General features: G+C 36.7%; 25 protein-coding genes. 14 read left to right on the forward strand and 11 right to left on the reverse strand.

What is annotated here, in order from left to right:
* Positions 1-11: 11 nt before the first annotated feature.
* Positions 12-1214, reverse strand: coding sequence for an MFS transporter (locus KHA87_RS17200; RefSeq protein WP_213095413.1), 1203 nt, complete (start codon positions 1212-1214; stop codon positions 12-14).
* A 188-nt stretch (positions 1215-1402) separates the two neighbouring features.
* On the opposite strand from KHA87_RS17200, the gene KHA87_RS17205 reads away from it, so the two are divergent.
* Entirely contained in the window at positions 1403-1783 is a 381-nt protein-coding gene (locus KHA87_RS17205; protein WP_213095414.1) for a winged helix-turn-helix transcriptional regulator, read from the forward strand.
* Between the two features lie 17 nt (positions 1784-1800).
* On the opposite strand, the gene KHA87_RS17210 is transcribed toward KHA87_RS17205, so the two are convergent.
* Positions 1801-2208 (reverse strand): GNAT family N-acetyltransferase, encoded by a 408-nt coding sequence (locus KHA87_RS17210; RefSeq protein ID WP_213095415.1) that lies wholly within the window; start codon positions 2206-2208, stop codon positions 1801-1803.
* Positions 2209-2718: 510 nt separating this feature from the next.
* Positions 2719-2892: a hypothetical protein gene (locus KHA87_RS17215; protein ID WP_213095416.1), complete on the reverse strand. Its 174-nt coding sequence runs from the start codon at positions 2890-2892 to the stop codon at positions 2719-2721.
* A 92-nt stretch (positions 2893-2984) separates the two neighbouring features.
* Between KHA87_RS17215 and KHA87_RS17220 the strand changes: the two genes are divergently transcribed.
* On the forward strand, positions 2985-3848 hold the full coding sequence (locus KHA87_RS17220) for an aldose epimerase family protein (RefSeq protein ID WP_213095417.1): 864 nt from the start codon (positions 2985-2987) through the stop codon (positions 3846-3848).
* 160 nt (positions 3849-4008) lie between these two features.
* On the opposite strand, the gene KHA87_RS17225 is transcribed toward KHA87_RS17220, so the two are convergent.
* The gene (locus KHA87_RS17225) at positions 4009-4830 is read right to left on the reverse strand and encodes a GNAT family N-acetyltransferase (protein WP_213095418.1); all 822 of its coding nucleotides are present in this window, start codon (positions 4828-4830) and stop codon (positions 4009-4011) included.
* Between the two features lie 257 nt (positions 4831-5087).
* Between KHA87_RS17225 and KHA87_RS17230 the strand changes: the two genes are divergently transcribed.
* The 11 genes from KHA87_RS17230 to KHA87_RS17280 all read left to right on the forward strand — a co-directional run bounded on the left by KHA87_RS17230 (position 5088) and on the right by KHA87_RS17280 (position 17218).
* Positions 5088-5372, forward strand: coding sequence for a hypothetical protein (locus KHA87_RS17230; RefSeq protein WP_213095419.1), 285 nt, complete (start codon positions 5088-5090; stop codon positions 5370-5372).
* Positions 5373-5421: 49 nt separating this feature from the next.
* Positions 5422-5799, forward strand: a complete 378-nt coding sequence (locus KHA87_RS17235) for a Na-translocating system protein MpsC family protein (protein WP_213095420.1) — start codon at positions 5422-5424, stop codon at positions 5797-5799.
* 434 nt (positions 5800-6233) lie between these two features.
* Complete coding sequence (locus tag KHA87_RS17240) at positions 6234-7763, forward strand: NADH dehydrogenase subunit 5 (RefSeq protein ID WP_213095421.1); 1530 nt, start codon at positions 6234-6236, stop codon at positions 7761-7763.
* Positions 7763-10384 (forward strand): DUF2309 domain-containing protein, encoded by a 2622-nt coding sequence (locus KHA87_RS17245; protein WP_213095589.1) that lies wholly within the window; start codon positions 7763-7765, stop codon positions 10382-10384. The genes KHA87_RS17240 and KHA87_RS17245 overlap by 1 nt, the downstream gene beginning before the upstream one ends.
* Before the next feature lie 154 nt (positions 10385-10538).
* Complete coding sequence (locus KHA87_RS17250) at positions 10539-11186, forward strand: class I SAM-dependent methyltransferase (protein ID WP_213095422.1); 648 nt, start codon at positions 10539-10541, stop codon at positions 11184-11186.
* A gap of 3 nt (positions 11187-11189) precedes the next feature.
* Entirely contained in the window at positions 11190-11660 is a 471-nt protein-coding gene (locus tag KHA87_RS17255; RefSeq protein WP_213095423.1) for an S-ribosylhomocysteine lyase, read from the forward strand.
* Positions 11661-11675: 15 nt separating this feature from the next.
* Complete coding sequence (locus tag KHA87_RS17260; RefSeq protein ID WP_213095424.1) at positions 11676-12593, forward strand: PLP-dependent cysteine synthase family protein; 918 nt, start codon at positions 11676-11678, stop codon at positions 12591-12593.
* Between the two features lie 98 nt (positions 12594-12691).
* Positions 12692-13822: a bifunctional cystathionine gamma-lyase/homocysteine desulfhydrase gene (locus tag KHA87_RS17265; protein ID WP_213095425.1), complete on the forward strand. Its 1131-nt coding sequence runs from the start codon at positions 12692-12694 to the stop codon at positions 13820-13822.
* Between the two features lie 425 nt (positions 13823-14247).
* Positions 14248-14958, forward strand: coding sequence for an LbetaH domain-containing protein (locus KHA87_RS17270; RefSeq protein ID WP_213095426.1), 711 nt, complete (start codon positions 14248-14250; stop codon positions 14956-14958).
* A gap of 154 nt (positions 14959-15112) precedes the next feature.
* Entirely contained in the window at positions 15113-15655 is a 543-nt protein-coding gene (locus KHA87_RS17275) for an NfeD family membrane protein (RefSeq protein ID WP_213095427.1), read from the forward strand.
* A 33-nt stretch (positions 15656-15688) separates the two neighbouring features.
* The gene (locus tag KHA87_RS17280; RefSeq protein ID WP_249310591.1) at positions 15689-17218 is read left to right on the forward strand and encodes a flotillin family protein; all 1530 of its coding nucleotides are present in this window, start codon (positions 15689-15691) and stop codon (positions 17216-17218) included.
* Positions 17219-17257: 39 nt separating this feature from the next.
* Here KHA87_RS17280 and KHA87_RS17285 read toward each other — a convergent pair whose 3' ends face one another.
* The 5 genes from KHA87_RS17285 to KHA87_RS17305 all read right to left on the reverse strand — a co-directional run bounded on the left by KHA87_RS17285 (position 17258) and on the right by KHA87_RS17305 (position 22148).
* Positions 17258-17476: a hypothetical protein gene (locus KHA87_RS17285; RefSeq protein WP_213095429.1), complete on the reverse strand. Its 219-nt coding sequence runs from the start codon at positions 17474-17476 to the stop codon at positions 17258-17260.
* A 393-nt stretch (positions 17477-17869) separates the two neighbouring features.
* Positions 17870-18877 carry a rod-share determining protein MreBH gene (gene mreBH / locus KHA87_RS17290; protein WP_213095430.1) on the reverse strand — a complete coding sequence of 336 codons (1008 nt, stop codon included), beginning with the start codon at positions 18875-18877 and terminating at the stop codon, positions 17870-17872.
* A gap of 490 nt (positions 18878-19367) precedes the next feature.
* Positions 19368-20204, reverse strand: a complete 837-nt coding sequence (locus KHA87_RS17295) for a TIGR03943 family putative permease subunit (RefSeq protein ID WP_213095431.1) — start codon at positions 20202-20204, stop codon at positions 19368-19370.
* Between the two features lie 216 nt (positions 20205-20420).
* On the reverse strand, positions 20421-21305 hold the full coding sequence (locus tag KHA87_RS17300; RefSeq protein ID WP_213095432.1) for a permease: 885 nt from the start codon (positions 21303-21305) through the stop codon (positions 20421-20423).
* A gap of 330 nt (positions 21306-21635) precedes the next feature.
* Positions 21636-22148, reverse strand: a complete 513-nt coding sequence (locus KHA87_RS17305; protein ID WP_213095433.1) for an acyl-CoA thioesterase — start codon at positions 22146-22148, stop codon at positions 21636-21638.
* 339 nt (positions 22149-22487) lie between these two features.
* Here KHA87_RS17305 and hutH point away from each other — a divergent pair, with 339 nt between their 5' ends.
* Positions 22488-24008: a histidine ammonia-lyase gene (gene hutH / locus KHA87_RS17310; protein ID WP_213095434.1), complete on the forward strand. Its 1521-nt coding sequence runs from the start codon at positions 22488-22490 to the stop codon at positions 24006-24008.
* Positions 24009-24051: 43 nt separating this feature from the next.
* Here hutH and KHA87_RS17315 read toward each other — a convergent pair whose 3' ends face one another.
* Together KHA87_RS17315 and KHA87_RS17320 are read right to left on the reverse strand one after the other, a co-directional pair.
* Positions 24052-24813: a TraR/DksA C4-type zinc finger protein gene (locus KHA87_RS17315; RefSeq protein WP_213095590.1), complete on the reverse strand. Its 762-nt coding sequence runs from the start codon at positions 24811-24813 to the stop codon at positions 24052-24054.
* Between the two features lie 93 nt (positions 24814-24906).
* Positions 24907-26178 (reverse strand): MDR family MFS transporter, encoded by a 1272-nt coding sequence (locus KHA87_RS17320; protein WP_213095435.1) that lies wholly within the window; start codon positions 26176-26178, stop codon positions 24907-24909.
* Between the last annotated feature and the right edge of the window lie 27 nt (positions 26179-26205).

Here is a 26205-nt window from a genome sequence, read left to right on the forward strand (position 1 = left end):
AGGTTAAGTTTCTAAAAAGCAGTAGTTTTTAACTGCTCATCCTTTTTCTCAAGCTTTCTGCTCCATCCTGTCAAAAGGACAGCGAATAATACCATTAAGGCGCCGATCCATGTTGTATGAATCATACCTATTGAATCAGTGATAAGGCCGCCGAGATAAGCGCCAATTGCAATTCCCGCATTAAAGGCAGCAATATTTATTGCTGATGCTACATCGACGGAACCGGGGACAAATCGTTCTGCAAGCATAACAACATATACTTGAAGTCCAGGTACGTTCATAAAAGCCATCAATCCCATAAAAAATAAGGTGATTAAACCAGCAATTTTAAAAGGCGCAGTGAACATTAATAGGAATAAAACAACGGCTTGAACAATGAACATATAGAACAATGATTCTAATGGATTACGGTTAGATAATTTGCCTCCAATGATATTGCCGATTGCAATTGCTGCCCCGTATACCAATAAGATAATGGCAACAGAATTCATGCTAAACCCAGTTATTTGATGTAATAATGGAGATAGGTAGGTGAAAACAACAAAAGTACCTCCATATCCTAGAGCAGTTATAGCAAAGACCAATAGTAACCTACCATTTTTAATGAGATTTAACTGGCTCCGAAAAGTAGTTCTCTCAGATTTTCTCAAGTCAGAGGGAACAAGTATGCTGTTTGAAATAAAGGCAATAATACCCACCATAACGATTAAAAGAAAAGCAAATCTCCAACCTAATTGCTGACCGATAAATGTACCAAAAGGAACTCCTGTCACTGTTGCTACTGTTAGACCGGAAAACATAATTGAAATGGCACTTGCTCTCCGGTTTTCGGGAACGATATCGGCTGCGATGGTTGACCCAATGGACATAAAAACCCCATGTGAGAACGCAGAAATTACTCGTGCAATAAGTAATACTCCAATACTTCCAGCGCAGGCTGCAATACTGTTGCCTACGATAAAGATAATCATGATCCATAGTAATAGTGCTTTGCGTGACATCGCCGAGGTTAGGGATGTTAAGATGGGAGCTCCAAATGTAACTCCAAGCGCATATAGTGAAACCGTTAATCCTGCAGTGGTCACGGATATCTTTAAATCGTGCGCTATCAACGGCAATAAACCAACACTGATAAACTCGGTGGTTCCAATTGCAAATGCACTTACTGCTAATGCTAGTAATGCGAATGTACTTCGTCTTTTATTTACGGACATTTTCCTCCTCCTCGAGAATGTATTTTTAGAATGGTGTAAATGGATAAGAATAAAAGTAAACTTTTTCGCCGGCAAATGCTATTATGGGATATATAAAACAGTATGAGAAGTACGTACTTTAAAGTTATATAGATACCTGTAGGTTATATAGGAACTAAAAAGTTCCTATAACAAAAGGAGGAGAAAATATGTCAAAAAAGAAGTACAACATCGGGGTTGAAGCGACCTTAGAAGTTATAGGCGGAAAATGGAAATGTGTTATTCTATGTCACTTAACACATGGAAAAAAACGAACGAGTGAATTAAAACGATTGATGCCGCATATTACTCAAAAAATGCTCACACAACAATTAAGAGAGCTAGAAGCAGATGGTGTCATTAATCGAATCATATATAATCAAATTCCTCCAAAAGTAGAATATGAATTAAGTGAGTATGGCTGGAGCTTGAAAAGCATCTTGGATTCGCTGTGTGCGTGGGGAGAAAATCATATTACAAAAGTATACGGTGATAAATTTGAAGTATTAGAAGAAAGTATTTTAAATGAAAATAAGGTGTCCCACCAATAAGTGGAACACCTTTATATTTAGTACTTTTTATACATTCCGACAGACGATGGAGCTGTATAATCAAATCCAAATTGCTTATATAAATTATCTGCCGGCGAATCTGCAATTAAACTAACGTAGGACTGAGCAGGTGCATGCTTATCCAAAAATTTTGTAATCTCCATCATAATTACTTTGCCCAGACCATTCCCCTGATAAGCAGGGTGGACTGCAATATCCACTATCTGATAGAAGCATCCTCCATCACCAATGATTCTTCCCATTCCGATTAAATTTTCATCTAATAGCAGCGTAACAACAAAAACGGAATTTTGTAAACCTGTTCTAGAAGCATCAATGTCTTTAGAACTTAGCCCAGCATTGATTCTCAGTACATTATATTCCTCTGGTGTAGGTGCTTCATACATTATTTTGTAATTTAACATTGGTGTAACCCCTTTTTGATTTTCATTTTAACCCATAAAAAAAATTCCGGCTATAAAAGCCGGAACAAGGATTAGGGTATTTAAATAAGGGGGTTACTTGATAATGGAGGGGACCATATCAAGTAGGAAAATTACTAGCTTGTCCTATTAACAATTACATCTTAACCCCCAATCCCTAAAAAAACATGAAAATTAAATGAGAATATCATGAGACACAAAATCGTCACATTTATATCATTTAAAAAGGCACTAAAAAGGTGCAGAGGTTAAAATATACCGGACCAGGGAGGCGGGGGTGGTTGAGTAACTCAGTAATCATAAGGATTTTTCTGTAAATCTTTATTTGCTTGCCTAGTTGTATTAGATGAAACCCTAAAGAAAATAAGGGGAAAGATAATGACAATCGCAAGAACTATATAAATCCACATATTGTTCCCACCTTAAGGTTATTACTATTAGTTAATGCAATTTCAAATACAGATGAAAGAAAAATCCATATACTTAAGAAAATTAAAGCCTAGGTACTTCACCTACTGTGTTAGTAACTACTATACTTACCCCGTTTTCCTCACTTTTTTTTAGTTGATCAATATGTGACATCCAATACAATGCAGTAAATAAGCCGCCTAAAATAAACAGAATGGAAATAAGAAAAAATATAATTTGCTTTTTATTTTTCTTCATTTGGAATCTCCTTTATAACGAATGCAATCTTTTATTAATATATGACATAATAGATGTTGGAATCAATAACCTCGCTAAAGGAGATTACAATCATGTACAATATCAAACAATATGTGAATGAAGGTTTAAAAGTGTATGAATTAAGTGATGAGGACTCCAAATCTTATATTAAAGTAGTTCCCGAACGAGGTGCAATAATCACGGAATTAGTAATAGACGGTAAAGACATCCTTTATCTCAATAAGGAAACATTAATTAATAGAGAGGCAAATATAAGAGGTGGAATCCCAATTTTATTCCCAATCAGCGGCCAACTGGAAAATGGTGAATATGAATTGAATAGCAGAAGATATCAAATGAAAAATCATGGATTTGCCAGAAATCTCCCATGGGAGGTAGTGGAAACAAATAAGGATAAGGAGCTTTCCATGAAACTATGCTTAAGGAGTAATGAGGAAACAAAAAAAGTTTATCCTTTTGAATTTGAAGTTATTTATAAATATATTCTAAAAAAGAATACATTAATTATCGAACAAGAATATAAAAATCTTTCGGATGAAGAAATGCCATTTTACTCTGGTTTTCATCCATATTTTAAGACATCTCAGAAAGCATTAACGATTGATTCGGATGCAAAAGCCTACTTAGACTATAACGATCTAGAAGAAAAACCATTTAGGGGAATAATCGATTTAACAGACAAAAAAGAATCCCTGATGCTTTTGGACACTAAAAAAACCGAAATAGCATTCAATCTTCAAGAGGCAGGCAAAAGGATTTCATTGGAATATGGCGATGAATTTAAGTATGTGGTTTGCTGGACAGAAGAAGGAAAGGAATTTGTTTGCGTCGAACCGTGGATGGCTAGATCAGGGGAATTGAACCGACAAGAGGAATTAGTATATTTAAAACCAGCTGAATCATTAACTACTTTTTTTCAAATTATGGCAGAATAAAAGACAAGGGAAACCCTTGTCTTTTATTCTTGAGGCTGTTTTCGTATATTTTTATAAATCCTAATATAGACTTAGACAGTTATTCATTCATAACCAAAGAAGGGTGGCTTTTTAAGATTTTCGTTTAAAAAAGCAGTAAAGCTTAAGAAAAGAGCCATTCTTAAAAAGGAAAAAAGTAAACCGGATAATGTTCCAATTTTTCAAAACCAAGTTTTTCTGCAATTGCAATGGAATCCCTGCGGAACGACTCTGTTGTCCAATGGGGATTTCCACCTATTGCTATACAGTCTTGAATAAAGGATGCAGCCATTAAAGTTGCAAGACCCTTCCCGCGATGTTCCGTTTGATAAGTATTAATACCGATTTCGTATTCATTTTCACTGACAAATACAGAAATGCAAGTTCCTATTACTTCATTATTGTTAAGAACACAATAACCAATCCCATTATCCAAAAAAGATTGTAGTGAATCCCAAAACTTTAGAATCTCATTTTTTATGATATTAGATAAGTCTTTTTGTATGACGGACAAATCAATTTTCCTCAAAGAATATCCAGATGGTGCTGTCTTTCTTAAAGAAAGTTTATGGAATTGGTCCTTATGAAAGGTAAATGGAACGCGTTCTCCCTGCTGCAAATTTGTTTTTTTGAAAATAGATGGTAATACAGGTGCCCACTCATTATGTGGGTAAAGCTCCAAATTGAAATAATCCTCTCCTAATTGAATGGCAGCAGGTATAATGATATCGATAATATACTTTTCTAATGAATGTTGAAAAATAATATCTTGACTATCTCCTGCTAAGTAAAACATTTCATTAATAGCCCAAACTAATACAGCTGTTGGATTTTCTATGTTATTTACAAAAATTCTTCCTCGGTTCATTCCATTTATCACACCATTAATAACAGGGTGATACTGTTCGTTTTGAAATATTCTCTTAACCTTATTAAAATCTTCGTACGATAATTCATATATCATATATTTTCCCTCTTTTCTGTATTTTGTTTGTTAGTGAGAACAATTAATACAGAAATGCTGATAAACAACGTAACAATATACAAGCTCCTTCATCGGTAAATAACAAAATTATAACAAATAGTAATGTAAATTAATAGTTTAAAAAATTCTGTTCATTTGTCGAAATATACGGGTTATTGGCGAAAAATATTGATATGAGTTATATAAAAATGATATGTTTATGAAAGGATTGATAGTTATGGAAGGGTTCGCAAAAAATGATATTAGACAGAAAATCAGAAAAATATAGTTATAATCAAATTAAAGAAAAATTAAAATCATATATATTTCCGGCAAATAGTTTAAACTTTATAGTAGACCGAAAGCTGCAAGTGAAGATGTCTGGAAATCAAATTGTAGAATACATTCTTGCCAATTTACAGAGAAGACAAATTCTTGAACTCATAGAAATGCTAGAAATTATAAAAAATCGCAATTCCAATATTATTAATTATCTTGAATATATTTTAAATGGAATCAACCAACATAAAGAAAGAAATTAAAATGTAATGGTTAACCTAAAAATTTGCGACTAGGAGGATCCATTAATAAATGAGTATGTCAAAAGGTTTTATTGAGTCGGAAATAAGTAAAGCAATTACTCAATGGGAAAAGGACTACCTTGGCCGCGGATCCATATCCGTTAAAACAGATATATTACGGGATATGATCATAATAAATTTACAAGGAATTTTAACACCAGCTGAATATTCCGTTTGTGAAACTAAAGATGGGATGTTGACTATTAAGAAAACACGCTCTGAGCTAGTGGAATCAGGGATAGAGGATCTTAAGGCAATTATTTTAAAGATTACTGGTGAGAAAGTAAAAGGATTCCATACGGATATAAGCTCCCGCACCGGAGAACGACTAATGGTATTTAAATTATTTAATGATTTTGAAAAAACGTTGTATATAAAACAGCAATAAAACCAAATTAAGTCTTAATTGTTGACAAATGTATATGATATGGAATACGCTTATAAGTAAGTAAATATTTCGCGGTATTTTTTTGAAATAGACTTTAGCATTCTCTTAATATATAATATTGATGGAATGAAAAAGTTTCTAATCTTAGAATAACATAAACTGGTAATTTTCCTAATATAAGTAATTAGATTAGGGATTATACCATTTTTTTCTTTAAATACAATAATTAATTCTTGTTCATAAAAGGTAGCTCTTCAAAAAACGTCTTGTTAGTTGAATGGAAACCGACAATTTGCAAAATACCAATGATTCTAATTATCATTGCTGTTTTGAAATTGTCGGTTTTTTTATTTAATAAGTATTATTTTATATATTAATGAACGTATTTAAAAGGGATTATATATGTAAAGGTTATTTTCACGGAGGAGTTTTTGATGTTTGTATCCTTAAGTATGTCATCATTTTTTATTATATATTTTAGTGTGCTAGCTATTTCTTGTTTAAGCGGATTAGTATTTCTGCTTTCTCGAGTGCCTTTAAATTTTGTTCGCATTCATATTGGAATTATTTCTTTACCTCCATTAGTTTCCTTATTTGCGCTAATTAACAATAAGTTTAATGGAGTTATTGGTCCATGGTACTTGGATTCTATATCTTGGTTAATGGCCTTTTTTGTTCTTTTTCTCGGTTTAATTATCCAACGTTTCTCTGTTCGTTATTTAATGGGAGATCAATCTTACCGAAAATATTTTATACTTTTTACATTCACTACTGGATCTGCTTCACTTGCTTGGCTAAGTGGTGATTTACGCCTAATGACGATATGTTGGGGACTTACTCTTATAGGATTAATTTTACTTATTAGGTTAAATCGAGGATGGAAAGTGGCTTGCCAAGCAGCTACATTATCTGTTCGATTATTTGCAATAAGTTGGGTTGCGATTGTATTAGCGATTATTTGGCTATTTTATGCAACTGGACAATGGCAGTTATCATCAGCCTTAACAAACGAAAGTTTAGCACATCTCGAATATTGGGAAAAAATAGGAATTAATTTATTGCTCGTTTTAGGTGTGATGATTCCGGCAGCACAATGGCCATTCGGACGATGGTTATTAGAGTCAGTTGTTGCTCCGACTCCCGTTTCTGCGATAATGCACGCTGGTTTAGTAAATGCGGGTGGAATTATACTAACTCGATTTTCACCTCTTTTTCATGACAATCCAGCTCAAATAGTATTACTTTTCCTTTCAAGTATATCCGTAGTAATTGGGACTGGAATTAGTTTAGTACAGGTAGACTATAAACGGCAGTTAGTTGGATCTACTATTGCGCAGATGGGGTTTATGCTTATTCAGTGCGCATTAGGTGCTTATTCAGCAGCTATTTTCCACCTTATTTTTCATGGGCTGTTTAAAGCGACATTGTTTTTGCAGGCGGGTTCATTAGGCACTCGTATTGAAAAGTCATCACATGTTATTAAAACGTCATCCTATTTATGGACTATGCTAGGACCTATTTTGGGTATTATTGTTGGAGTTTCTTTTTGGCTTAAGGGCATGGAAAATGGATATCAATTCATAAGTGCGCTAATCATTGGATGGACATTGTCCGTTTCTTGGAAACAACTTGTAGCTTTTGGTGAGGGAAGTATTGGTCGAATAGCGGGATTATTATTTTTGGTGGGATTTACAATTATTTATTTCATCATTCATAACTACTTCTATCATTGGTTGCCAACTCCTACTTATCAAAGTAATCAAATTCCAATGTGGATTCTAATTATTGTAGTATGTCTCCTGTTATTTGGTAGTACAGTGATGAGGATGGGTATGCGCAAACACTCTTCTGTTTTCTTCTCTATTCTGTATCTTTGGTTTGTACGATTAGGTGAAGCAAAACCAAAAGCAGTAGAAAGTCATCCGAACTACCTTAAATTTTTATCTCACGGAGGTAATAAATGATGAGTGGAACATCTGTAGATGAAAATGAAATAAAAAAGAAAAATGCTTATATAGATTTTCAGGAAAGTGGGATAAATGCTTTAGTTGAATCTGCAAGCCGAGTTATTGCACCACTTTGGCCTATTTCTACTTTTGCAGCACGCAGTCCGTGGATGGGACTCGAAAAACTATCTTTTGAACAAGTTGCAGGTTGGTTAAAGAATGCACGCGGTATCGATATATTTCCAAGTGCATCTATGATCCAATCTGCAAGAAGAAAAGGGGAGATTGACGAGGCTTTTGTAGAAAAGGCACTACAGCGTTGGTTAGATGCGCAATCCTTTCATATACCACGGAAGGTTATAGAACGTTATTGTCGTGCTGCTTTAGAATTAGATGAAATACCTTCTAATTTTCTATCATCACATGAGATAAAGAAGTTGAGTAAGAATATTGAGGAATGGAATAATGAGAGCTTGGAAAAGGTTTTTGTGCAGCCCTTAAGTATGATAATAGAACCACAGGGTGGGGAGAAACTGGGGGATATTCTTGATTATCACATCATCAAATGGTGTAAGTTATACCTGGATGAATCTCAGGCAACTTGGACTATGCCATTTCGTGAAAAGGGATTCTATCAGACGTGGAAACAGCTTATTTCATATGACCCTGCAATCAGTAAAGGTCAGCGCAAGAGTTTGAAGGAATGGCCAAAGGACGCGGGAGCGGCTTTAGAAGTAGCGCTATCGCTACTTGAAATTCCAAAATCAGACATTCAAAATTATCTTGAAGGGCATTTGCTTTCATTACCTGGATGGGCGGGAATGATATTATGGCGTTCACAGCAATCCAGTCATGAAAAGGAACTCTTAACAGAATATTTAGCTATTCGAATTTCAATGGAATGGGCTCTCATAAAACCATATTTACCTTTGTCTAATCAACGAATGAAAAAAAAGGTTTCCTCTGTTCACATGTTGGCATCCTGGATTCATTGGGGAAAACTTTCTATAGAAGAATGGAAAGGAATGTCTTCCGTTAATCAGGTTGAATATCTAAAATTCGCCCATCAATTTAATGAAATGACTAGCAGGAAAATATGGCTTGAAGCATGGGAACAGACCTACATGGATCAATTAAGCGAGAAGATCTTTTCTAACCGTCATCGCATGAATGTTAAAGAAGCTCCATTAGCTCAGTTAGCATTCTGTATTGATGGGCGATCAGAGCATTTTCGTCGTCACCTTGAAAAAGAAGGTCCATTGCAAACAATTGGAATTGCTGGATTCTTCGGGTTGCCAATTTCCACTAGTGAACTTGGCAGCAAACATAGCCATCCCTCGTTGCCGGTTATCCTTAAGCCAGAACATAAAATAAAAGAGATTGCAGCTGAAAAGGAACTTAAACCATACCAACAGCGTAAACTTGCGGCAAATTCGTTAAGTCATACATTTAAAAAGATGAAGCATAATTTACTTGCGAACTTAATCTTACCAGAAGTAAGCGGACCTTTGCTTAGTCTACAAATGTTAACACGCAGTTTTGTTCCTCGAACAACAGATCAGTTTATTCGTAATCTCCGTGAAAATTGGTTGCGTAAACCGGAAACAAAACTCACACTTAATCATGTTAATGAAAAAGAAGAGGGGTTGCCTGTTGGTTTTACGAATGGAGAGAAAGTTAAATATGCACGTCAAGCTCTAAAAATGATGGGATTAACAAAAAACTTCTCTCCACTAGTCGTTTTTTGTGGACATGGTAGCAGGAGCATTAATAATCCTTATGCTTCCTCGCTTGACTGTGGTGCTTGTGGCGGGGCATCAAGTGGTACTAATGCAAAGGTTTTAGCAATGTTATGCAACCTTCAGGAGGTCCGGGAAGTACTTTTTACAGAAGGAATTGAAATTCCAAAAGATACGGTTTTCGCTGCCGCTGAGCATATAACTTCTATGGATGAATTACAATGGATTTATGTTCCTGAACTTTCAACATCTGCTCAGGTTGCATTTGATCGAATCCAAGCTATTTTGCCGAAAGTAAGCTATAATGCAAATGCGGAGCGTTTATCCCAATTACCAAATTTTCAATCAAAACTTAAAAATCCAAAGTTTGAAGCAAAGCGATTTGCACATGATTGGAGTGAGGTACGTCCGGAATGGGGCTTAGCTCGTAATGCCGCTTTTATCATTGGACAACGTGAACTTACTTATCATTGTGATTTAGAAGGCAGGGCTTTCCTTCATAATTATGATTGGAAGCAAGATGAAAATGGTGAGATCTTAGGTAATATTATTGCTGGTGCTGGTACGGTTGCTCAATGGATTAATCTGCAATATTACGCTTCAACCGTAGCACCTCATTATTACGGTAGCGGAAATAAAACAACTCAAACTATCACTTCAGGTCTAGGTGTAATGCAAGGGAATGCAAGTGATTTATTAGCTGGATTGCCATGGCAATCCGTCATGCAATCAGATGATGATTATTTTCATTCTCCTCTTCGTTTATTAATTGTTATTCAAGCACCTAATGAATATGTAAAACGACTATTAGAGAATAACTCAGTCTTTAAAGAAAAAGTTCAAAATGGATGGGTTCGCCTCGCGAGTATTGATACAAAAGGTCTTTGGGAAGACTGGTAATGGTTGTTCAATTAATACTAAATGTAATACAAAAACACTCTAGAACACTAGAGTGTTTTTGTACTATCTCGTGTCAATTATTCATTATTGCACTTTTATAAAAACCATGCTAAAGTTAATCCTGAGTTAATTTATAGGAAATGAGGGAATTAAGATGGGTAGGGAATTCAATGAGCTTTTTGATGAATGGTCCCATTCTTATGATCAAACTGTTACCGGACATGACCCTGAATATGAAGAAGTTTTTATAGATTATGATAAAATCCTTAAGACCGTTGCTGAAAAATCCACCGGTACCGTGCTGGAGTTTGGAGTAGGTACAGGAAATTTAACAGCTATGTTAAATGAAAGAGGACTGAATGTTTTTGGCATCGAGCCATCAGAAGGTATGAGAACCATTGCCAAACAAAAATTGAAAAATATCACACTTTTGGATGGAGATTTTCTGGACTTTCCAAAAATAGATGCTGAGATTGATACGATTGTAAGCACCTATGCATTCCATCATTTAACAGATGCTGAAAAGGAAACGGCCATTCAAAAATATAGCGAATTATTGAAAAAAGATGGACGAATAGTTTTTGCAGATACAGTATTTTCAACAGAGGAAGCAAAACAGGAAAAAATTCGGGAATCCTTGAAAAGGAATTTTCATAGACTTGCAGAAGATTTACAGCGGGAATACTATACAACCATTCCTGTATTACAACATATATTTGAGAAATATGGTTTTGAAGTTTCTTTTATAAAATTAAATCCATTTGTTTGGTTGATGGATGCCCAGAAAAAGGGAGGAGAATGAATCATGACAACTCAAAAGAAAATGAATGTAGAAAGCTTTAATTTAGACCATACAAAGGTAAAAGCACCATTTGTACGCTTAGCAGGAGTGAAAGAAGGAGTAAATGGAGATGTCATTCATAAATATGATATTCGTTTCTGCCAGCCAAATAAGGAACATATGGAGATGCCGGCATTACATTCATTGGAGCATATGATGGCAGAGTTTAGCCGTAACCATACAGATAGGATTGTTGATATCAGCCCAATGGGATGCCAAACAGGCTTTTATTTATCATTAATTAATCATGATGATTATGAGGAAGTATTAAATATTTTGGAGAATACATTAAATGATGTTCTTTCCGCAACAGAAGTACCGGCATGCAATGAAGTGCAATGTGGATGGGCAGCCAGCCATAGCTTAGAAGGAGCACAAGGGATTGCACGTAAAATGCTATCTAAGAGAAATGAATGGACAGAAATCTTTGCATAAAAAGAGGTATTAATAATGAAATACGCGCGAAGAGTGCATGAATTAATAGGTAATACACCATTGGTAGAAATTACTAGTTTCCCATTACCAGAGGGTGTCCGTCTTTTTTCTAAGCTTGAATATTTTAACCCGGGTGGAAGTGTGAAGGACCGTTTAGGACAGTATTTGCTAAAGAGAGCATTTGCCGAAGGGAAGCTAAAAAAGGGCGGAACCATTATTGAGCCAACTGCGGGAAACACTGGGATAGGTCTTGCCCTTGCAGCGATTCAATTTGAGGTTCAGGCAATTTTTGTCGTTCCGAAAAAATTCAGCCTGGAAAAGCAAACCTTAATGAAAGCTTTGGGTGCCAAAGTGGTGAATACACCGACAGAATTAGGTATGGAAGGTGCGATTGCTAAGGCGAAGGAATTATTGGAAACAACACCAGATTCTTTTTACCCAGGCCAGTTTCAAAATTTTGCGAATCCAGATACGTATTACGAGAGCCTTGGTCCTGAAATATATGAGGCACTCGAAGGAAGCATTGATATTTTCGTTGCTGGTGCAGGTTCGGGTGGAACCTTCATGGGCACCTCCCGTTATTTGAAGGAAAGGCTTCCGAATGTGAAGACAGTCATTGTGGAGCCTGAAGGATCTATTATAAATGGTGGGAAGTCAGGTCCTCATCGAACGGAAGGAATCGGTATGGAATTCTTGCCACCATTTATGGATCGCAACTATTTCGATGCCATTCATACAATACCGGATGATATTGCGTTCACTCGCTTGGCAGAGCTGGCTAAGCAAGAAGGTCTATTAGTAGGAAGCTCTTCCGGTGCAGCAATGGAAGCAGCCTTGCGTGAAGCAGCACAAGCACAACCAGGAACCAATATCGTAACCATTTTTCCAGATAGCAGTGAGCGGTATATTAGCAGTAAAATCTATAAAGGCTGATTTTGTATAGATTGTTGTTTTTCGCAAATGTTATAAAAGTTTTTATTTACAAAACAGCATAGTTTAAGAAAAGAGCCTATATGAAAGTGGGAATGAACATGAGGAAAAAAACGAAATTTATTCATGGTGGAATTAGCCGTGATCCTTATACTGGAGCTGTTTCCACACCAATCTATCAAGTGAGTACTTACAAGCAAGATGGTGTAGGGAATTTTAAGTACGAATATTCCAGAACAGGAAATCCAACTCGTGAAGCGTTAGAGAAGCTTATTGCAGATATTGAAGAAGGTAGTCGTGGGTTTGCCTTCGGTTCAGGAATGGCAGCAATTACAGCTGTTATCCAGTTGTTTTCAGCAGGCGATCATATTATTGCAACGGATGATGTATACGGCGGGACATTCCGCGTGATGACAAAAGTATTAAATCGTTTTAATCTGGAAGTTACTTTTGTCGATACAAGCAATTTGGATGCAGTGAAAGAAGCAATTAAGCCAAATACGAAAGCGATTTATGTGGAAACTCCAACAAATCCGCTTCTAAAAATTACTGATATTAAAGCAGTAAGCGAAATTGCAAAAGAAAATAATCTAAAGCTTATTGTTGATAATACTTTTAGCACTCCGTACTGGCAAAATCCGCTTTCGCTTGGAGCAGATATCGTCCTTCACAGTGCGACGAAATACCTTGGTGGACACAGTGATGTCGTTGCAGGGCTAGTAGTAGTGAAGGATGACAAATTAGGGGAAGATGTTCATTTTATCCAAAACTCAACAGGCGGTATATTAGGACCTCAGGATAGCTGGCTATTGATTCGCGGGATTAAAACACTTGGAATTCGCATGGAAGAGATTGAAGAAAACACGAAAAAAGTTGTTCAATTTTTGCTGGAACATAAAAATGTTCAAAAAGTATATTTTCCTGGTTTAGTGGATCATCCTGGCCACGATATCCACACCAAACAAGCGGAAGGCTTCGGAGGTATGATTTCATTTACGGTAGATTCTGAGGCAAAAGCTTTGGATGTACTGAAAAAAGTAAATTACTTTACTTTGGCTGAAAGCCTTGGAGCAGTAGAAAGCTTGATATCTATTCCGTCTTTAATGACGCATGCATCTATTCCAAGAGAACGCCGACATGAATTAGGTATTGAAGATGGACTAATCCGTATTTCAGTTGGGATAGAGGATATAGAGGATCTTCTGGAAGATTTAGAGAACGCTCTTGCGTAATTTTCCAGTTGAAAAACTGTAAGAGATTTTTTGTCGAATAAATACTGGTACTTATTGAAAAAAAGCCATGTCCATAACGGACGCGGCTTTTTTTTATCTAAATTATATATAGAAAGATGCGCTTTTGTCTTTTCAGGACAAGGAATCCGTTATTTGCAATAAATGATTATGAGTTATTCCTTTGGAGGACACTGTAGACCATGTCTAGAAAAATGGAAATCACGACTTTTTGATAAAATAGCGAATCGAGCGTCAGGAATAAGCTCATTTAGTGACAGATAAAGGAGTGGGTCTTCACGGGCAAGCTCATAAGGGGAAATCCGTTTTTGTACCGATTATGGCCATGTAAATATTAGCGAATATTTCTCTTCCTCTGCGAATAATCATGTATTGATACATTTATACAAGATGGGGAGGGACCTCCTATGCAATACTATCAAGGCTACCCATATTATCCGTATCCTCCAGTCATGAGGCAGCAGCAACCTGCAGGGGATGAGGCGCTAAAATATAAACAACCAGGAATATATCCTCAAAGACAAATTCTTTCTTTTAATCCTCCGATAGAGGAGAATCCAAATGCAGAGTATCCAAAGGTTAGTGTAAATGCAGTGGTGGGACCGAATTCGTATATATTTGGTGATGTGCAAATCGAAGAAGATGTTATTGTTGGCTGGAATAACCTTATTCGTGCCGATTCTGCAGGACCATTTTTTATTGGAAAAAAGTCCAATATTCAAGATTATGTCGTTATCCATTGTCATCCGAACCAGCATGTTGATGTCAAAGGGAAAAAATATGGAGTATACATTGGAGAGGAAGTAAGTATTCTCCATCATGCCCAACCGCACGGTCCATTGTATATAGGCCGCAATACCTTCATTGGAGAGGGAGTTTCAATATATGGAGCCACAATAGGTAGGAACTGTGTGATTATGCATGGAGCAACGATTACTAACGATGTGAAAATATCCGACGGACGTTTTGTAGAGCCTGGTAAAGCTGTATGGAAACAGGAGCAGGCAGATGCTCTTCCGCCAGTACCAGAAAAATTTAAGGGGCTAAATCAGGAAATTGTGGATCATTATTATCGATTGGGAAAATCCTATCGGAAAAATACCCAGCTATTTATATAGTCTCCCTGCCTAACTAATAGGCAGAATTTTTTTTGAATTAATATGAAACTAAAGTTCTAGTAGTTCCGTAAGTATTAGTAAGAAAATATAGAAAGGAGAAATTTAATAAATAGGGAGTTATTGATGATTAAGTTTTTCTGAAGGAATGATGAGAATGACGATATTTGGAACACCAATTGAAACTATTTATTTAATCTTATTAATTGTATCAGGTGTCTTAACCATTCTTTACATTTTTTTTGGTGATGCCCTGCATGGTGTTGGGGAAGCAGTAAGTTATTTACATCCGACATTAGTACTATCCTTCATTACGTTTTTCTCAGCAAGTGGGTATATATTCGAGCTTGCTACTTCTATTTCAAGCGGCCTTATTATTGCAATTTCGGCCATCATTGCTCTCATCTTAGATTCACTGTTAAATATGTTTGTCCTCATTCCACTTTCCTCAGCTGAAGAGTCGCTTGCCTACACGGAAGAATCACTAAAAGGCAGAATTGGTAAGGTTATTATTTCAATCCCTGAGGATGGGTTTGGTGAAGTGGTGATTGAAAGCAACAGCGGAACCATAGCCAAACCGGCAACAGGCGTAAACAATAATCCAATAGAGGAAGGTAAGCAGGTGCTTGTCATTGAGGTGAAAAGTGGAGTACTTTATGTAGTTTCCTATGAAAATAATCATTTACATTATGAAGAATAAGAGATTGGGGGAAAAAAGATGTTTGAATCAGGTATGATCGGAATTTGGGTAGTCATAGCAATTGTCGTCTTTTTATTAATTGCATTAATCGGATTGTTTATTTCTAAGTACCGCACTGCAAGCCCAGATGAGGCATTAATCGTTACAGGAAGCTATCTTGGTGGAAAAAATGTTCATGTAGATGAAGCAGGAAATAAAATAAAAATTATTCGTGGTGGCGGTACATTCGTACTACCAGTCTTTCAACAATCACAGCCACTTAGCTTATTATCTAGCAAGCTTGAAGTAACGACACCAGAGGTATATACAGAACAAGGTGTTCCGGTCATGGCTGATGGAACAGCAATTATTAAGATTGGCGGGTCCATTGGTGAAATTGCCACTGCCGCTGAGCAATTTCTAGGAAAAACAAAGCAAGATCGTGAGAATGAGGCGAAAGAGGTTTTGGAAGGACATTTACGTTCGATTCTTGGGTCGATGACGGTAGAAGAAATCTATAAAAATCGTGATAAATTCTCCCAAGAAGTGCAGCGTGTTGCTTCGCAGGATTTAGCGAAAATGGGATTAGTAATCGTTTCGTTCACTATTAAGGAAGTAAGAGATAAGAATGGCTATTTAGAATCACTAGGTAAGCCACGAATTGCACAGGTTAAAAGAGATGCCGATATCGCAACGGCAGAGGCAGAGAAGGAAACGAGAATTAAGCGGGCTGAAGCTTCTAAGGAAGCGCAAAAGGCAGAATTGGAGAGAGCAACGGAAATTGCTGAAGCAGAAAAAGTTAATCAGCTAAAAATCGCAGAATTCCGTCGTGAACAGGATATTGCAAGAGCACGTGCAGACCAAGCCTATGACTTGGAAACAGCAAGAGCGAAGCAGGATGTAACGGAACAAGAGATGCAAATTAAAATTATTGAACGTCAAAAACAAATTGAACTAGAGGAAAAAGAAATCTTACGTCGTGAGCGTCAGTACGACTCTGAAGTGAAGAAGAAGGCAGATGCCGACCGTTATGCAGTGGAGCAAGCTGCGGTAGCTGATAAAGCGAAGCAAATAGCGGAAGCGGATGCTAATAAATATCGTATTGAATCGATGGCGAAGGCCGAAGCAGAAAAAGTTCGCATAGATGGTTTGGCGAAAGCAGAAGCGCAAAGGGCACAAGGGGAATCCGAAGCAGATATTATTCGCCTAAAAGGGCTTGCGGAAGCAGAAGCGAAGCGCAAAATTGCAGAAGCGTTCGAGCAATTCGGTCAGGCAGCAGTTATGGACATGATTTTAAAAATGCTTCCTGAATATGCAAAACAAGTGGCAAGTCCACTTAGCAATATTGATAAGATCACGGTTGTGGATACTGGCGGCTCTGGTGGTGAAGGCGGAGCAAATAAAGTTACAGGCTACGCTACAAGCTTAATGTCCAGTCTACAGGAATCGCTTAAGGCATCTTCCGGTATAGATGTAAAAGAGCTGTTAGAAAACTTATCTGGAAAATACAATGTTCGTGGTAGTATTGAGCATTTGGCGGATACTATTTCAGAATCGAATAAAGGAAAAACAGAACAACAATAAGGAAAAGGGAGCAGAGTATGCTCCCTTTTTTCATGAATATTATCCATATATTTTTTGAAACATCCAAAATAAATAGCGAAATTCATCAAATAATAATCGGTCATAATCTTGAAAATCAAAGGTATCAAAAAATTTTTCCAATGTATACTGATCAACATGATCTAAAAGACCGGATATTTCGATTGCTGTTTTGATGTTTTGATAATATTGATGGTATCCATAGACATCAAAAGTATTCTCAATTTCATGACTTAGCATGATTATCACCCAATATTATTATGTTCAATCGCTATTCATTTCAATCGTGCTAGTGTATTTTTGCTTGTAAAACATGTGAATTTAGCAATGGATAGCTAAACCTCACGAAACATGCGCGTAGTCTTGTGAAAAAGGATCTGTATCTCGCGAGGTGCATGGGTAATCTTTGATAAAATTAATCTTATTCTCATGAAATAAAGGGGTTTTCTAGCAAAAACTTAAGATTACCCCTCACAAAACCAATCATAATCTTGTAAATACCAGCCTTTTCTCGCGAAATAGACTGCTATTCTCGCGAAAATTGACTATATTCTCGTGAAATAGACTGCTATTCTCGCGAAAATCTAACTTATTCTCGCGAATCGGGCCTTATGAACTAGGAACGTAAAAATCTTATTTTGCCATAGGCTGCAATCGATTGATAAATTTCAATGATTTGCCGGTTCCTACCACAACAGATTCTAATGGGTTTGGTGCTAAATGGACTGGAACGATGATACTTTTAGATAACCAATCCTGCATACCGTTTAAGAGTGCACCTCCACCTGTTAAAATAACTCCGCGATCCACAATATCTCCACTAAGCTCTGCCGGGCAGTTTTCTAAAGTGGAACGGATTGTTTCTAGTATTTTTAAAAGAGATTCCCGAATCGAGTTTTGAATTTCTGAAGAGTAAAGTGTAATAGTTTTTGGTAAACCGGACACTAGATCTCGGCCACGTACCTCCATAGATATTTCATCATGATCCACTAACGCATATCCAATTTCCATTTTTATTTGCTCGGCAGTACGTTCACCAATTAATAGATTGTAAGTTTTTCGGACATGTTGAATAATATCCTCGTCCATTTTATCTCCGCCGACTTTTATCGTTTTACTAGTAACTACGCCGCCGTAGGATATAATCGCAACCTCAGTAGTTCCTCCACCTATATCTACAATTACATTGGCAACAGGCTCATCTACTGGCAAGTCAGCTCCAATAGCCGCAGCAACGGGTTCCTCAATTAAATGAACATTTTTGGCTCCGCTGTTTTTTACAGCATCTTGAATTGCTCTTCGCTCCACTGAGGTAGCCCCAGAAGGCGTACAAACAATGACATTTGGCTTTCTTACTGCCATGCCAAGCTGTTTGCTGATCCTTTTCATGATAATTCTTAGCATCTCTGTAGTAATGTCGAAATCAGCAATTACCCCATCCTTTAATGGGCGAATGGCTACTACCTTTTCAGGAGTTTTTCCGATCATGCTTTTGGCTTCCGTGCCTACAGCCATTATCTTTTTTGTATCTGTATTAATTGCCACTACGGATGGTTCGTTTAATATAATTCCTTTTGATTTACTATATACAAGTGTATTTGCGGTACCTAGATCAATTCCAATATCAACATTTGAAAACATTCCTTATTCACCTTTCCCTTATTAAATAAATGCTTTCTTTTCAATAAAGCATTGAGAGCAAACATTGACGAAAAACTACATAATTTGTCATTCATATAAATCTTCCATTAAGTATAGACGATTTATGAGGGTAAGAAAGTATACAATTTATACCAAGGTGTAATTATTACAAATGTAAAGAAAAGAAATAATTCCTGCTAAGACTGTTGCAAGAAGAATCAAGATAAAACATTAGCTTTCAGTAGCTATCACACTGTCATTCAATCTTAAACGTTTTGTAAAAATGTAATAGGGTATACATGATAGCTGTATACCCTATACTAAAATATATTAAGTTCTGCTAGAATTTAATCCTATTTTTTCGTTCAGTTTCATGTGAGATTGACACTTTTAAATTCACAAACGCCTACCGAAAAATATTCATTCCTAACAAAAAGGTCGTTGCTAACAGTTTTATCTGAAAAAGTAATAAATTTTATGGAAAGAGCATTTAATAATTTCGATACACATATTGATCCTTCGGTGCAGCTATTGATTCTACTTTATCTACCTTTAGGACAGGAATCGTTTTCTTAAATGGCTGGTAGTATTCCGAAGTCAAGGTACCTTTGACCTGGAGCCATTCATCATTATGATAATGAACATTCTTCGGAAATTCCACTAGCATGCCGAATACACCAGAATCTGCTACACAGTGAATAATACCAAATCGGAAAATAAACACTTGGTTTGCTGCCAAATTATCTTCGTTATATGCAAAGCCTCTGAACTGAATAGTTTTGCCCATGAAGTCCCCTGGGAATCGATAGATGGTTTCCATTCCTTGCAGCCAATCCTCATCACTAAGAATGAGCTCATTCCCTTGCTTGCTGAATTTTTTCTTGGACTTATCCATTAATTCATCATAGCCGTCCGTACCATAATATACACTGGAATCGGGCTGCAAAAATTCATGAATAGCTGATGTATCTTTGTCATTGTATACATTGAAATTAAATCCCTTTGCTTTTACAATGCTGGAATCGAGCGTAGCCACCGGCAGACATAAAACAGAAAAAATCGGAAAGATAAGTACCGGGAGCATAATATATTCTTTCCATGTTTTTGGATGGTGATGATGTTCACAACCGTGCTCACAAGGCTCTTCCGCTTCCTTATCTCCTTTTATATAAAAGAAGAGCTGGACAATGGTTAAGAAAAAGAGCACAAAAATAGTGATAAAGGAAATGTAAGAGTATTTCATATTAATGTATTTGCTAATGGATCCAGTCGCATGTAAATGTAAAAAGAGAAAAGAGAAACCAAGTAAAATAAAAAATCGTAGCATGCTTCACATTTTCCTTTCTAAAAGAAAAAACAAGTTTTTTATTTAAAAATAATATACGAGTTTAATCTCTGTCTGACTACAGCGCCTATCGGCTGGCGGATTTCTACTTCTCCTTCCTACGATAAGTCAACATCGACTCGTTCCTCGTCGTGTTTTCTTTATCTCAGTCGAAGACTCCAAAATCCGTACGCCAAAGCTGTGGCGCCTGCGCTTTTCTTATGAAAATTGTCCAATGACTAACGATCCTAAAAATACGAATAACGCAACATATATAAATAAGAACAAAATAAATTTAGGTTTAAACGCCTGTAGCATCATTAGGGTGTTTTTTATATCAAACATTGCACCAAATACTAAAAAAGCAACAATAGAGCTAAGACCAAATGTACTTTGGAACGAGGATGCTACAAATGCATCTGCTTCTGAACAGATTGATAGCACGTACCCAAGTCCCATCATTACAAGATGGGAAGAAATTGGACCATGGCCGATGGAAGTTAAAGTAGAAGTCTTCACATATGTTTGCATTGCTGCCGCTATTAAAGCTCCTATTATTAGAAATTTCCCTACAGAGAAAAATTCATCAATTGTATGTTGAATAGTACCTTTTAGTTTTCCTTTAAAGCCATGTCCGTGATGGTGGTGATCATGAACCATTGTTTCCCTTAGTTGAGAGGTTTTAAATTGATAAGAAATAATAAATCCAACAATTACAGAAACAACAAAGGAAAGACCTCCACGATACAAGACCATTCTCCAGCTATTTCCAAAGGCGATATAGGTAGAGAACAAAACAATTGGATTAATAATCGGCCCTGTCAACATAAAGCTGATCGCAGCATGTAGCGGAACACCTTTTGACATCAATCTTCTCGAAATTGGAACAATTCCACATTCACAGGCTGGAAATAGTGCACCCATAACTGTTGCAACAAGGACCGCCAAAAAACGATTCTTTGGCAGGATTTTAGAAATCATTTCTTCGGTTACAAACATTTGAATGATACCGGAGACAAGTACTCCAAGGAGTACAAATGGCAATGATTCTATGAGTATACTAATGAAGATAGTATTCATTTGTAAAAAGGATTGACTCGACATGAATTCGTCTCCTTTTAATCTATTAGGCTCTTTTCTTTGACCTTACTGCATTTGTAGGTAAAAATCTCATCCAAAGTTTTTAAGAAAAGTTGGCCGAAATAATAGCTTATTTATCTAATATATAGTAATAATCTAAGCGAAACAGCACTTATGAAAATGATATCCTGTATTATAGCTCACATTTAATCCTTTGCCAAACGAAATACCTAAAAAAGGGAAGAGGAAGATACTTGAAAAGTAACGATGAAATTTTAAAATTATTAGTATTTATTATCAAAATTTGCAAACAATAAAACCTCACTTCGAGGGTGAGGTTTTGAAATAGAATCTTTAATGTCCCTTTTGGAAAAATCGCGCTAAATCCTCGCTTTCCTTTTTTCTTTCCTTCCGATGCTCTGCTCTTTTAATGGCTGTTTCATTTAACCATTTTTCCTCTTCCGTTTCAGGGATAACAGATGGAATTTGTGTTGGTTTTCCATGCTCATCTAAGGCAACAAATGTTAAAAAGGACAGAGCTGCGACGGATCTCTCTTTTTTTAGAAGATTTTCTGAAGTGATTTTCAAAAAAATCTCCATGGAGCTTCTGCCCGTCCAAGAAACCATCGCCTCTATTGTAACCACATCGCCGACACGAATAGGCTTGATAAAATCGACTGAATCTGTTGAAGCTGTTACAACTGGACCTCTTGCTAATTTAGTTGCAGCAATAGCGGCAGTTTCGTCGATATAAGCCATTAATTTTCCACCAAATAAAGTTCCGTGGTGATTAGTATCGGGAGGGAAAACTTGTCTCATTTGAACCGTTAATGTTTCCCGCATGAAAATTGAATGTTTATCATTCATCAAAGTCACTCCAATAGTTTATTTAACGTTATTATATACAAATGCAGATACATTATAAATATTTGCACGTCTGCTTTCTTATACTAACACAGTAATATAATAACTTGTTAAAATATGGAACATTTTTAATTGACAAAATACTTTCCGCGAACGTATTCTGTAATTAGAAATGGTTTTTTTATAAAAAGGCATAATAGTGAGTTTATGAAAAAAGGTGAGTACCTATGAGAAGACACTTCCATGTAAAAATAGGTGTAATAAAGGCTTGATCACATGATACCAGTGGTCGAGCCTTTTTCTTTAGTGTGCTACTGTGTCAAAAGAAAAGGGGATGTAAACATGGAGCTTACAGGAAATACATTAACACTTAAATCAGTAAATGAAGTTTTATTTAACAAAGAATTTGTCGTTGCTTCTCCTGAAAGCATGGAGCGAGTGCAGAAAAGTCATGAAGCAGTGACGAAAATTGTTGAAGAAAAGAAAGTAGTTTATGGTATTACGACAGGGTTTGGAAAATTCAGCGATGTCTTTATCGATTCAGAGAATGTAGAGGAGCTTCAACTCAATCTTATTCATTCACATGCCTGTGGCGTAGGGGATCCATTCCCTGAGGTTGTTTCGCGAGCAATGTTATTATTGCGTGCCAATGCATTGCTTAAGGGATTTTCTGGAGTACGTCCAGTTGTAATCCATCGCCTACTAGATTTATTAAATGCTCATATCCATCCAGTGATCCCGCAACAAGGTTCATTGGGAGCAAGCGGCGATTTAGCTCCGTTATCCCATTTAGCTCTTGCATTAATGGGAGAAGGGGAAGTTTTCTATAAGGGTGAGCGTACAGGTGCATGGACAGCGTTAGAAAAAGAAGGTATTCCTCCTATTACACTTCAAGCAAAAGAAGGCCTTGCCTTAATAAATGGGACTCAAGCAATGACTGCAATGGGTATCGTAGCGTTCCTGGAGGCCGAGAAATTAGCAAAACAAAGTGAACTAATTGCCTCCATTACCATGGAAGCGCTACAGGGAATTATTGATGCGTTTGATGAGGATGTTCATCTTGCACGCGGTTATTACCAACAAGTAGAGGTAGCTAGAAGAATTCGTGAATATTTGACTGATAGCAAGCTTATAACCAGACAAGGGGAGTTACGAGTACAGGATGCCTACTCATTAAGATGTATTCCGCAAGTGCATGGAGCATCATGGCAAGCATTAGATTATGTAAGGGAAAAGCTCGAAATCGAAATGAATGCCGCAACGGATAATCCGCTTATCTTTAATGATGGTGAGAAAGTAATATCCGGAGGAAACTTCCACGGCCAACCAATTGCTCTTGCAATGGATTTTATGAAAATTGCAGTGGCGGAATTAGCTAATATTTCGGAAAGACGAATTGAAAGATTAGTCAATCCACAATTAAATGATTTACCTGGATTTTTAAGTCCTGAACCTGGTTTGCAATCCGGTGCAATGATCATGCAATATGCAGCGGCATCGTTAGTATCGGAAAATAAAACGCTTGCGCATCCAGCAAGTGTGGACTCCATTCCTTCATCGGCAAATCAAGAAGATCATGTAAGCATGGGAACGATTGCGGCGAGGCACGCCTATCAGATTTTGCAAAATACAAGAAGGGTACTGGCTATTGAAATGATCTGCGCAATGCAGGGCGCAGAGTATCGCGGAGTGGAAAAAATGGCAGGTGCAACAAAAAGCTATTATGAAAAAGGGCGCCAAATTGTACCTAGTATCATAAAGGATCGCATTTTCTCTACTGATATGGAAGCAATGGCAGCATGGCTAAAGGATTCGGATGAATCCATTGCATTGGATACAAAGCAAAGTTCGAAAGTTCAATAATAGAAAAACGCCATATAAGGTATAACCCTTATATGGCGTTATTTTATTCATCCTCATCCTCCACATACGGATCATGCTCGTATCTTGGTAAATCTCCAAAAGTCGTCATGATATTTTCCTCTTCCAGCACATCATTGTATTTTTTATATTGTTCATTTCGGAAAATATAATGATTTTTCCCTTCCATATCTGTTCCTACGAAATTTTCAAAATCCTCTACATAACCAACATTTTCATCAGAGTCAATATACATTTCATTATAGTGATCGGGAGGATTTACGAAATCAGAAGGGGATTCCGATGTACCCCATTTCGCAACATCCTGCCAAGAATCCTCCGCATCATAAGCTTCGGACTCATCTAGTTTGTTATCAAAGTTGAATTTTCCCCAAGGAGGCATTAATACACCTTCCTCGATTGGACGATTTGTTGAAACGGTCCGATCGGGGGTATGGTCAATGCAATAAAGTGTCTGTGGAATAGCTTCGAGCCTCTCAAGTGGAATTTCCTTTCCACATTCCTTACATTTGCCGTAGGCGCCATTTTCAATTGCATCTAGGGCACGTTCAATATTTTTTAATTCATACTCACTATGCTCATTTAGGGCAATATCCTTTTCCCGTTCGTACAATTCTGTTCCCTCGTCACCGGGATGATTGTCATAACTGGATAGTTCTCCAACAGCATCATGGGGATGTCCATCCTCTAAACCATAATTATCGTTTAACTGAAATTGATGCTCTAGCTCATCTTTAGCTTTTTGCAGCACAGATTGGAAGTGAGATAATTGCTGTGAAGTAAGAATAACAATCACTTCTTTCCTATAAATTCTTCATCTGTCTGTATTATTTAACAAAAACAATGAAAAAATGACTGTAAAAAAAAGCAAGCAAACCCTTTAAGCTTGCTTACTTCTTTGAATATCAAATTGTCGAAATACAAGACCATATAATCCGGCACTTATAATAGATATGAATGCCAATACGATAAACGTATTATAATACCCTAACATGGAGGCTAACGGTATGGAGATAGGAGCAATTGTTCTGCCAATCGTATATCGTAAGCTTGCTGCTGCAAAATATTGGCCGCGCATTTCTTCAGGGGCAAGCTTAGAAATAAAGCTTTGTTGTATTCCTGTTACCATTAACTCGGCAAAGGAGAAAATAGCCATCGAGATGATAAAGCCCCACACAAATGGGAATTGCCCGAAGAAGTAAATAGATAGCGCATATGTAATGGAAGATAGCATAAACACATATTTTTCCTTATATTTTGCCATCCAGCGCGTAACAATAACCGTAAATAATGCTACAAGAAAACCATTTTCGGAAAGTATAATTCCAAACAATTGCTCACCTGTAACGGAAATATGCTTAGTACCAAAGTCAAAAAGGGTTGCTTTTGTTACTGTTTCTTTTGTAAAAACTGGGAAGAGAAGATCCAGCTGCATGAAGGTTTGCGAAACTAAAATACCTGCTATGATAAATAGCAAGAAAATCCGGTCCTTTAAAATAATACTGTATGATTTAAACTGAGAAATAATAATCTCCAACCAATTATTCTCCGTATATGTATTTTTACCATTTAATAAAGCAGGTGAGGTTTCTCTTGTATATTTTAGTAAGAGCATTCCTAAACATATACAAACTGCTCCCGCAATTACTAATAGTTCAAAACGGTAATTAGTAAAAAAGATTCCTCCTAATATCGGGCCGATGACAACGGTGATATTTGTAGAGGTGTAAAAAATGGCAAATACGTCACTTCGATCTTTTTCCTTTACAACATCCGCAACCATTGCTTGACTAGCCGGATAATAAAGGGATCCGAACATACTTGCAATAGAAAAGCAAAAAAAGCTGATTAAATGTGATTCAAACCAAGGGGAGTTTGAAAAACCAAAAATTAAAAAACAAGTTCCTTGACCTATAGCTGCGATCACCATCATTTTCTTCCTGCCAAACCGGTCTGCGTAATATCCGCCCAGCAAATTGGCGATCACTGAAAAAACTTGTGAAACAATTAAAAGGACTCCCGCTGTATTTTTTCCGAATGCTTCTGTAAAATAAATCGTTAAAAACGGAAAGAACATCCAAAAGGTTAAATTCATCATCGATTCGCCAATTAAACGAATTTTTAAGTTTTGATCCCAATCGCGTATTCTCATAGTTGTTACCTCGAATTTATCTGTTAA

Origin of the sequence: Bacillus sp. FJAT-49736, from assembly GCF_018343615.1 — a bacterium.
Lineage (GTDB): Bacteria > Bacillota > Bacilli > Bacillales > Bacillaceae_C > Margalitia.

Coding starts and splice junctions, on each gene's coding strand:
- KHA87_RS17235 (WP_213095420.1), top strand. CDS start 5,422: ATGAGTATGTCAAAAGGTTTTATTGAGTCGGAAATAAGTAAAGCAATT.
- KHA87_RS17245 (WP_213095589.1), top strand. CDS start 7,763: ATGAGTGGAACATCTGTAGATGAAAATGAAATAAAAAAGAAAAATGCT.
- KHA87_RS17255 (WP_213095423.1), top strand. CDS start 11,190: ATGACAACTCAAAAGAAAATGAATGTAGAAAGCTTTAATTTAGACCAT.
- KHA87_RS17300 (WP_213095432.1), bottom strand. CDS start 21,305: ATGTCGAGTCAATCCTTTTTACAAATGAATACTATCTTCATTAGTATA.
- mreBH (WP_213095430.1), bottom strand. CDS start 18,877: ATGTTTTCAAATGTTGATATTGGAATTGATCTAGGTACCGCAAATACA.
- KHA87_RS17265 (WP_213095425.1), top strand. CDS start 12,692: ATGAGGAAAAAAACGAAATTTATTCATGGTGGAATTAGCCGTGATCCT.
- KHA87_RS17220 (WP_213095417.1), top strand. CDS start 2,985: ATGTACAATATCAAACAATATGTGAATGAAGGTTTAAAAGTGTATGAA.
- KHA87_RS17250 (WP_213095422.1), top strand. CDS start 10,539: ATGGGTAGGGAATTCAATGAGCTTTTTGATGAATGGTCCCATTCTTAT.
- KHA87_RS17280 (WP_249310591.1), top strand. CDS start 15,689: ATGATCGGAATTTGGGTAGTCATAGCAATTGTCGTCTTTTTATTAATT.
- KHA87_RS17295 (WP_213095431.1), bottom strand. CDS start 20,204: ATGCTACGATTTTTTATTTTACTTGGTTTCTCTTTTCTCTTTTTACAT.
- KHA87_RS17225 (WP_213095418.1), bottom strand. CDS start 4,830: ATGATATATGAATTATCGTACGAAGATTTTAATAAGGTTAAGAGAATA.
- KHA87_RS17285 (WP_213095429.1), bottom strand. CDS start 17,476: ATGCTAAGTCATGAAATTGAGAATACTTTTGATGTCTATGGATACCAT.
- KHA87_RS17270 (WP_213095426.1), top strand. CDS start 14,248: ATGCAATACTATCAAGGCTACCCATATTATCCGTATCCTCCAGTCATG.
- KHA87_RS17210 (WP_213095415.1), bottom strand. CDS start 2,208: ATGTTAAATTACAAAATAATGTATGAAGCACCTACACCAGAGGAATAT.
- KHA87_RS17260 (WP_213095424.1), top strand. CDS start 11,676: ATGAAATACGCGCGAAGAGTGCATGAATTAATAGGTAATACACCATTG.
- KHA87_RS17205 (WP_213095414.1), top strand. CDS start 1,403: ATGTCAAAAAAGAAGTACAACATCGGGGTTGAAGCGACCTTAGAAGTT.
- KHA87_RS17320 (WP_213095435.1), bottom strand. CDS start 26,178: ATGAGAATACGCGATTGGGATCAAAACTTAAAAATTCGTTTAATTGGC.
- KHA87_RS17200 (WP_213095413.1), bottom strand. CDS start 1,214: ATGTCCGTAAATAAAAGACGAAGTACATTCGCATTACTAGCATTAGCA.
- KHA87_RS17275 (WP_213095427.1), top strand. CDS start 15,113: ATGACGATATTTGGAACACCAATTGAAACTATTTATTTAATCTTATTA.
- hutH (WP_213095434.1), top strand. CDS start 22,488: ATGGAGCTTACAGGAAATACATTAACACTTAAATCAGTAAATGAAGTT.
- KHA87_RS17215 (WP_213095416.1), bottom strand. CDS start 2,892: ATGAAGAAAAATAAAAAGCAAATTATATTTTTTCTTATTTCCATTCTG.
- KHA87_RS17240 (WP_213095421.1), top strand. CDS start 6,234: ATGTTTGTATCCTTAAGTATGTCATCATTTTTTATTATATATTTTAGT.
- KHA87_RS17305 (WP_213095433.1), bottom strand. CDS start 22,148: ATGAATGATAAACATTCAATTTTCATGCGGGAAACATTAACGGTTCAA.
- KHA87_RS17230 (WP_213095419.1), top strand. CDS start 5,088: ATGATATTAGACAGAAAATCAGAAAAATATAGTTATAATCAAATTAAA.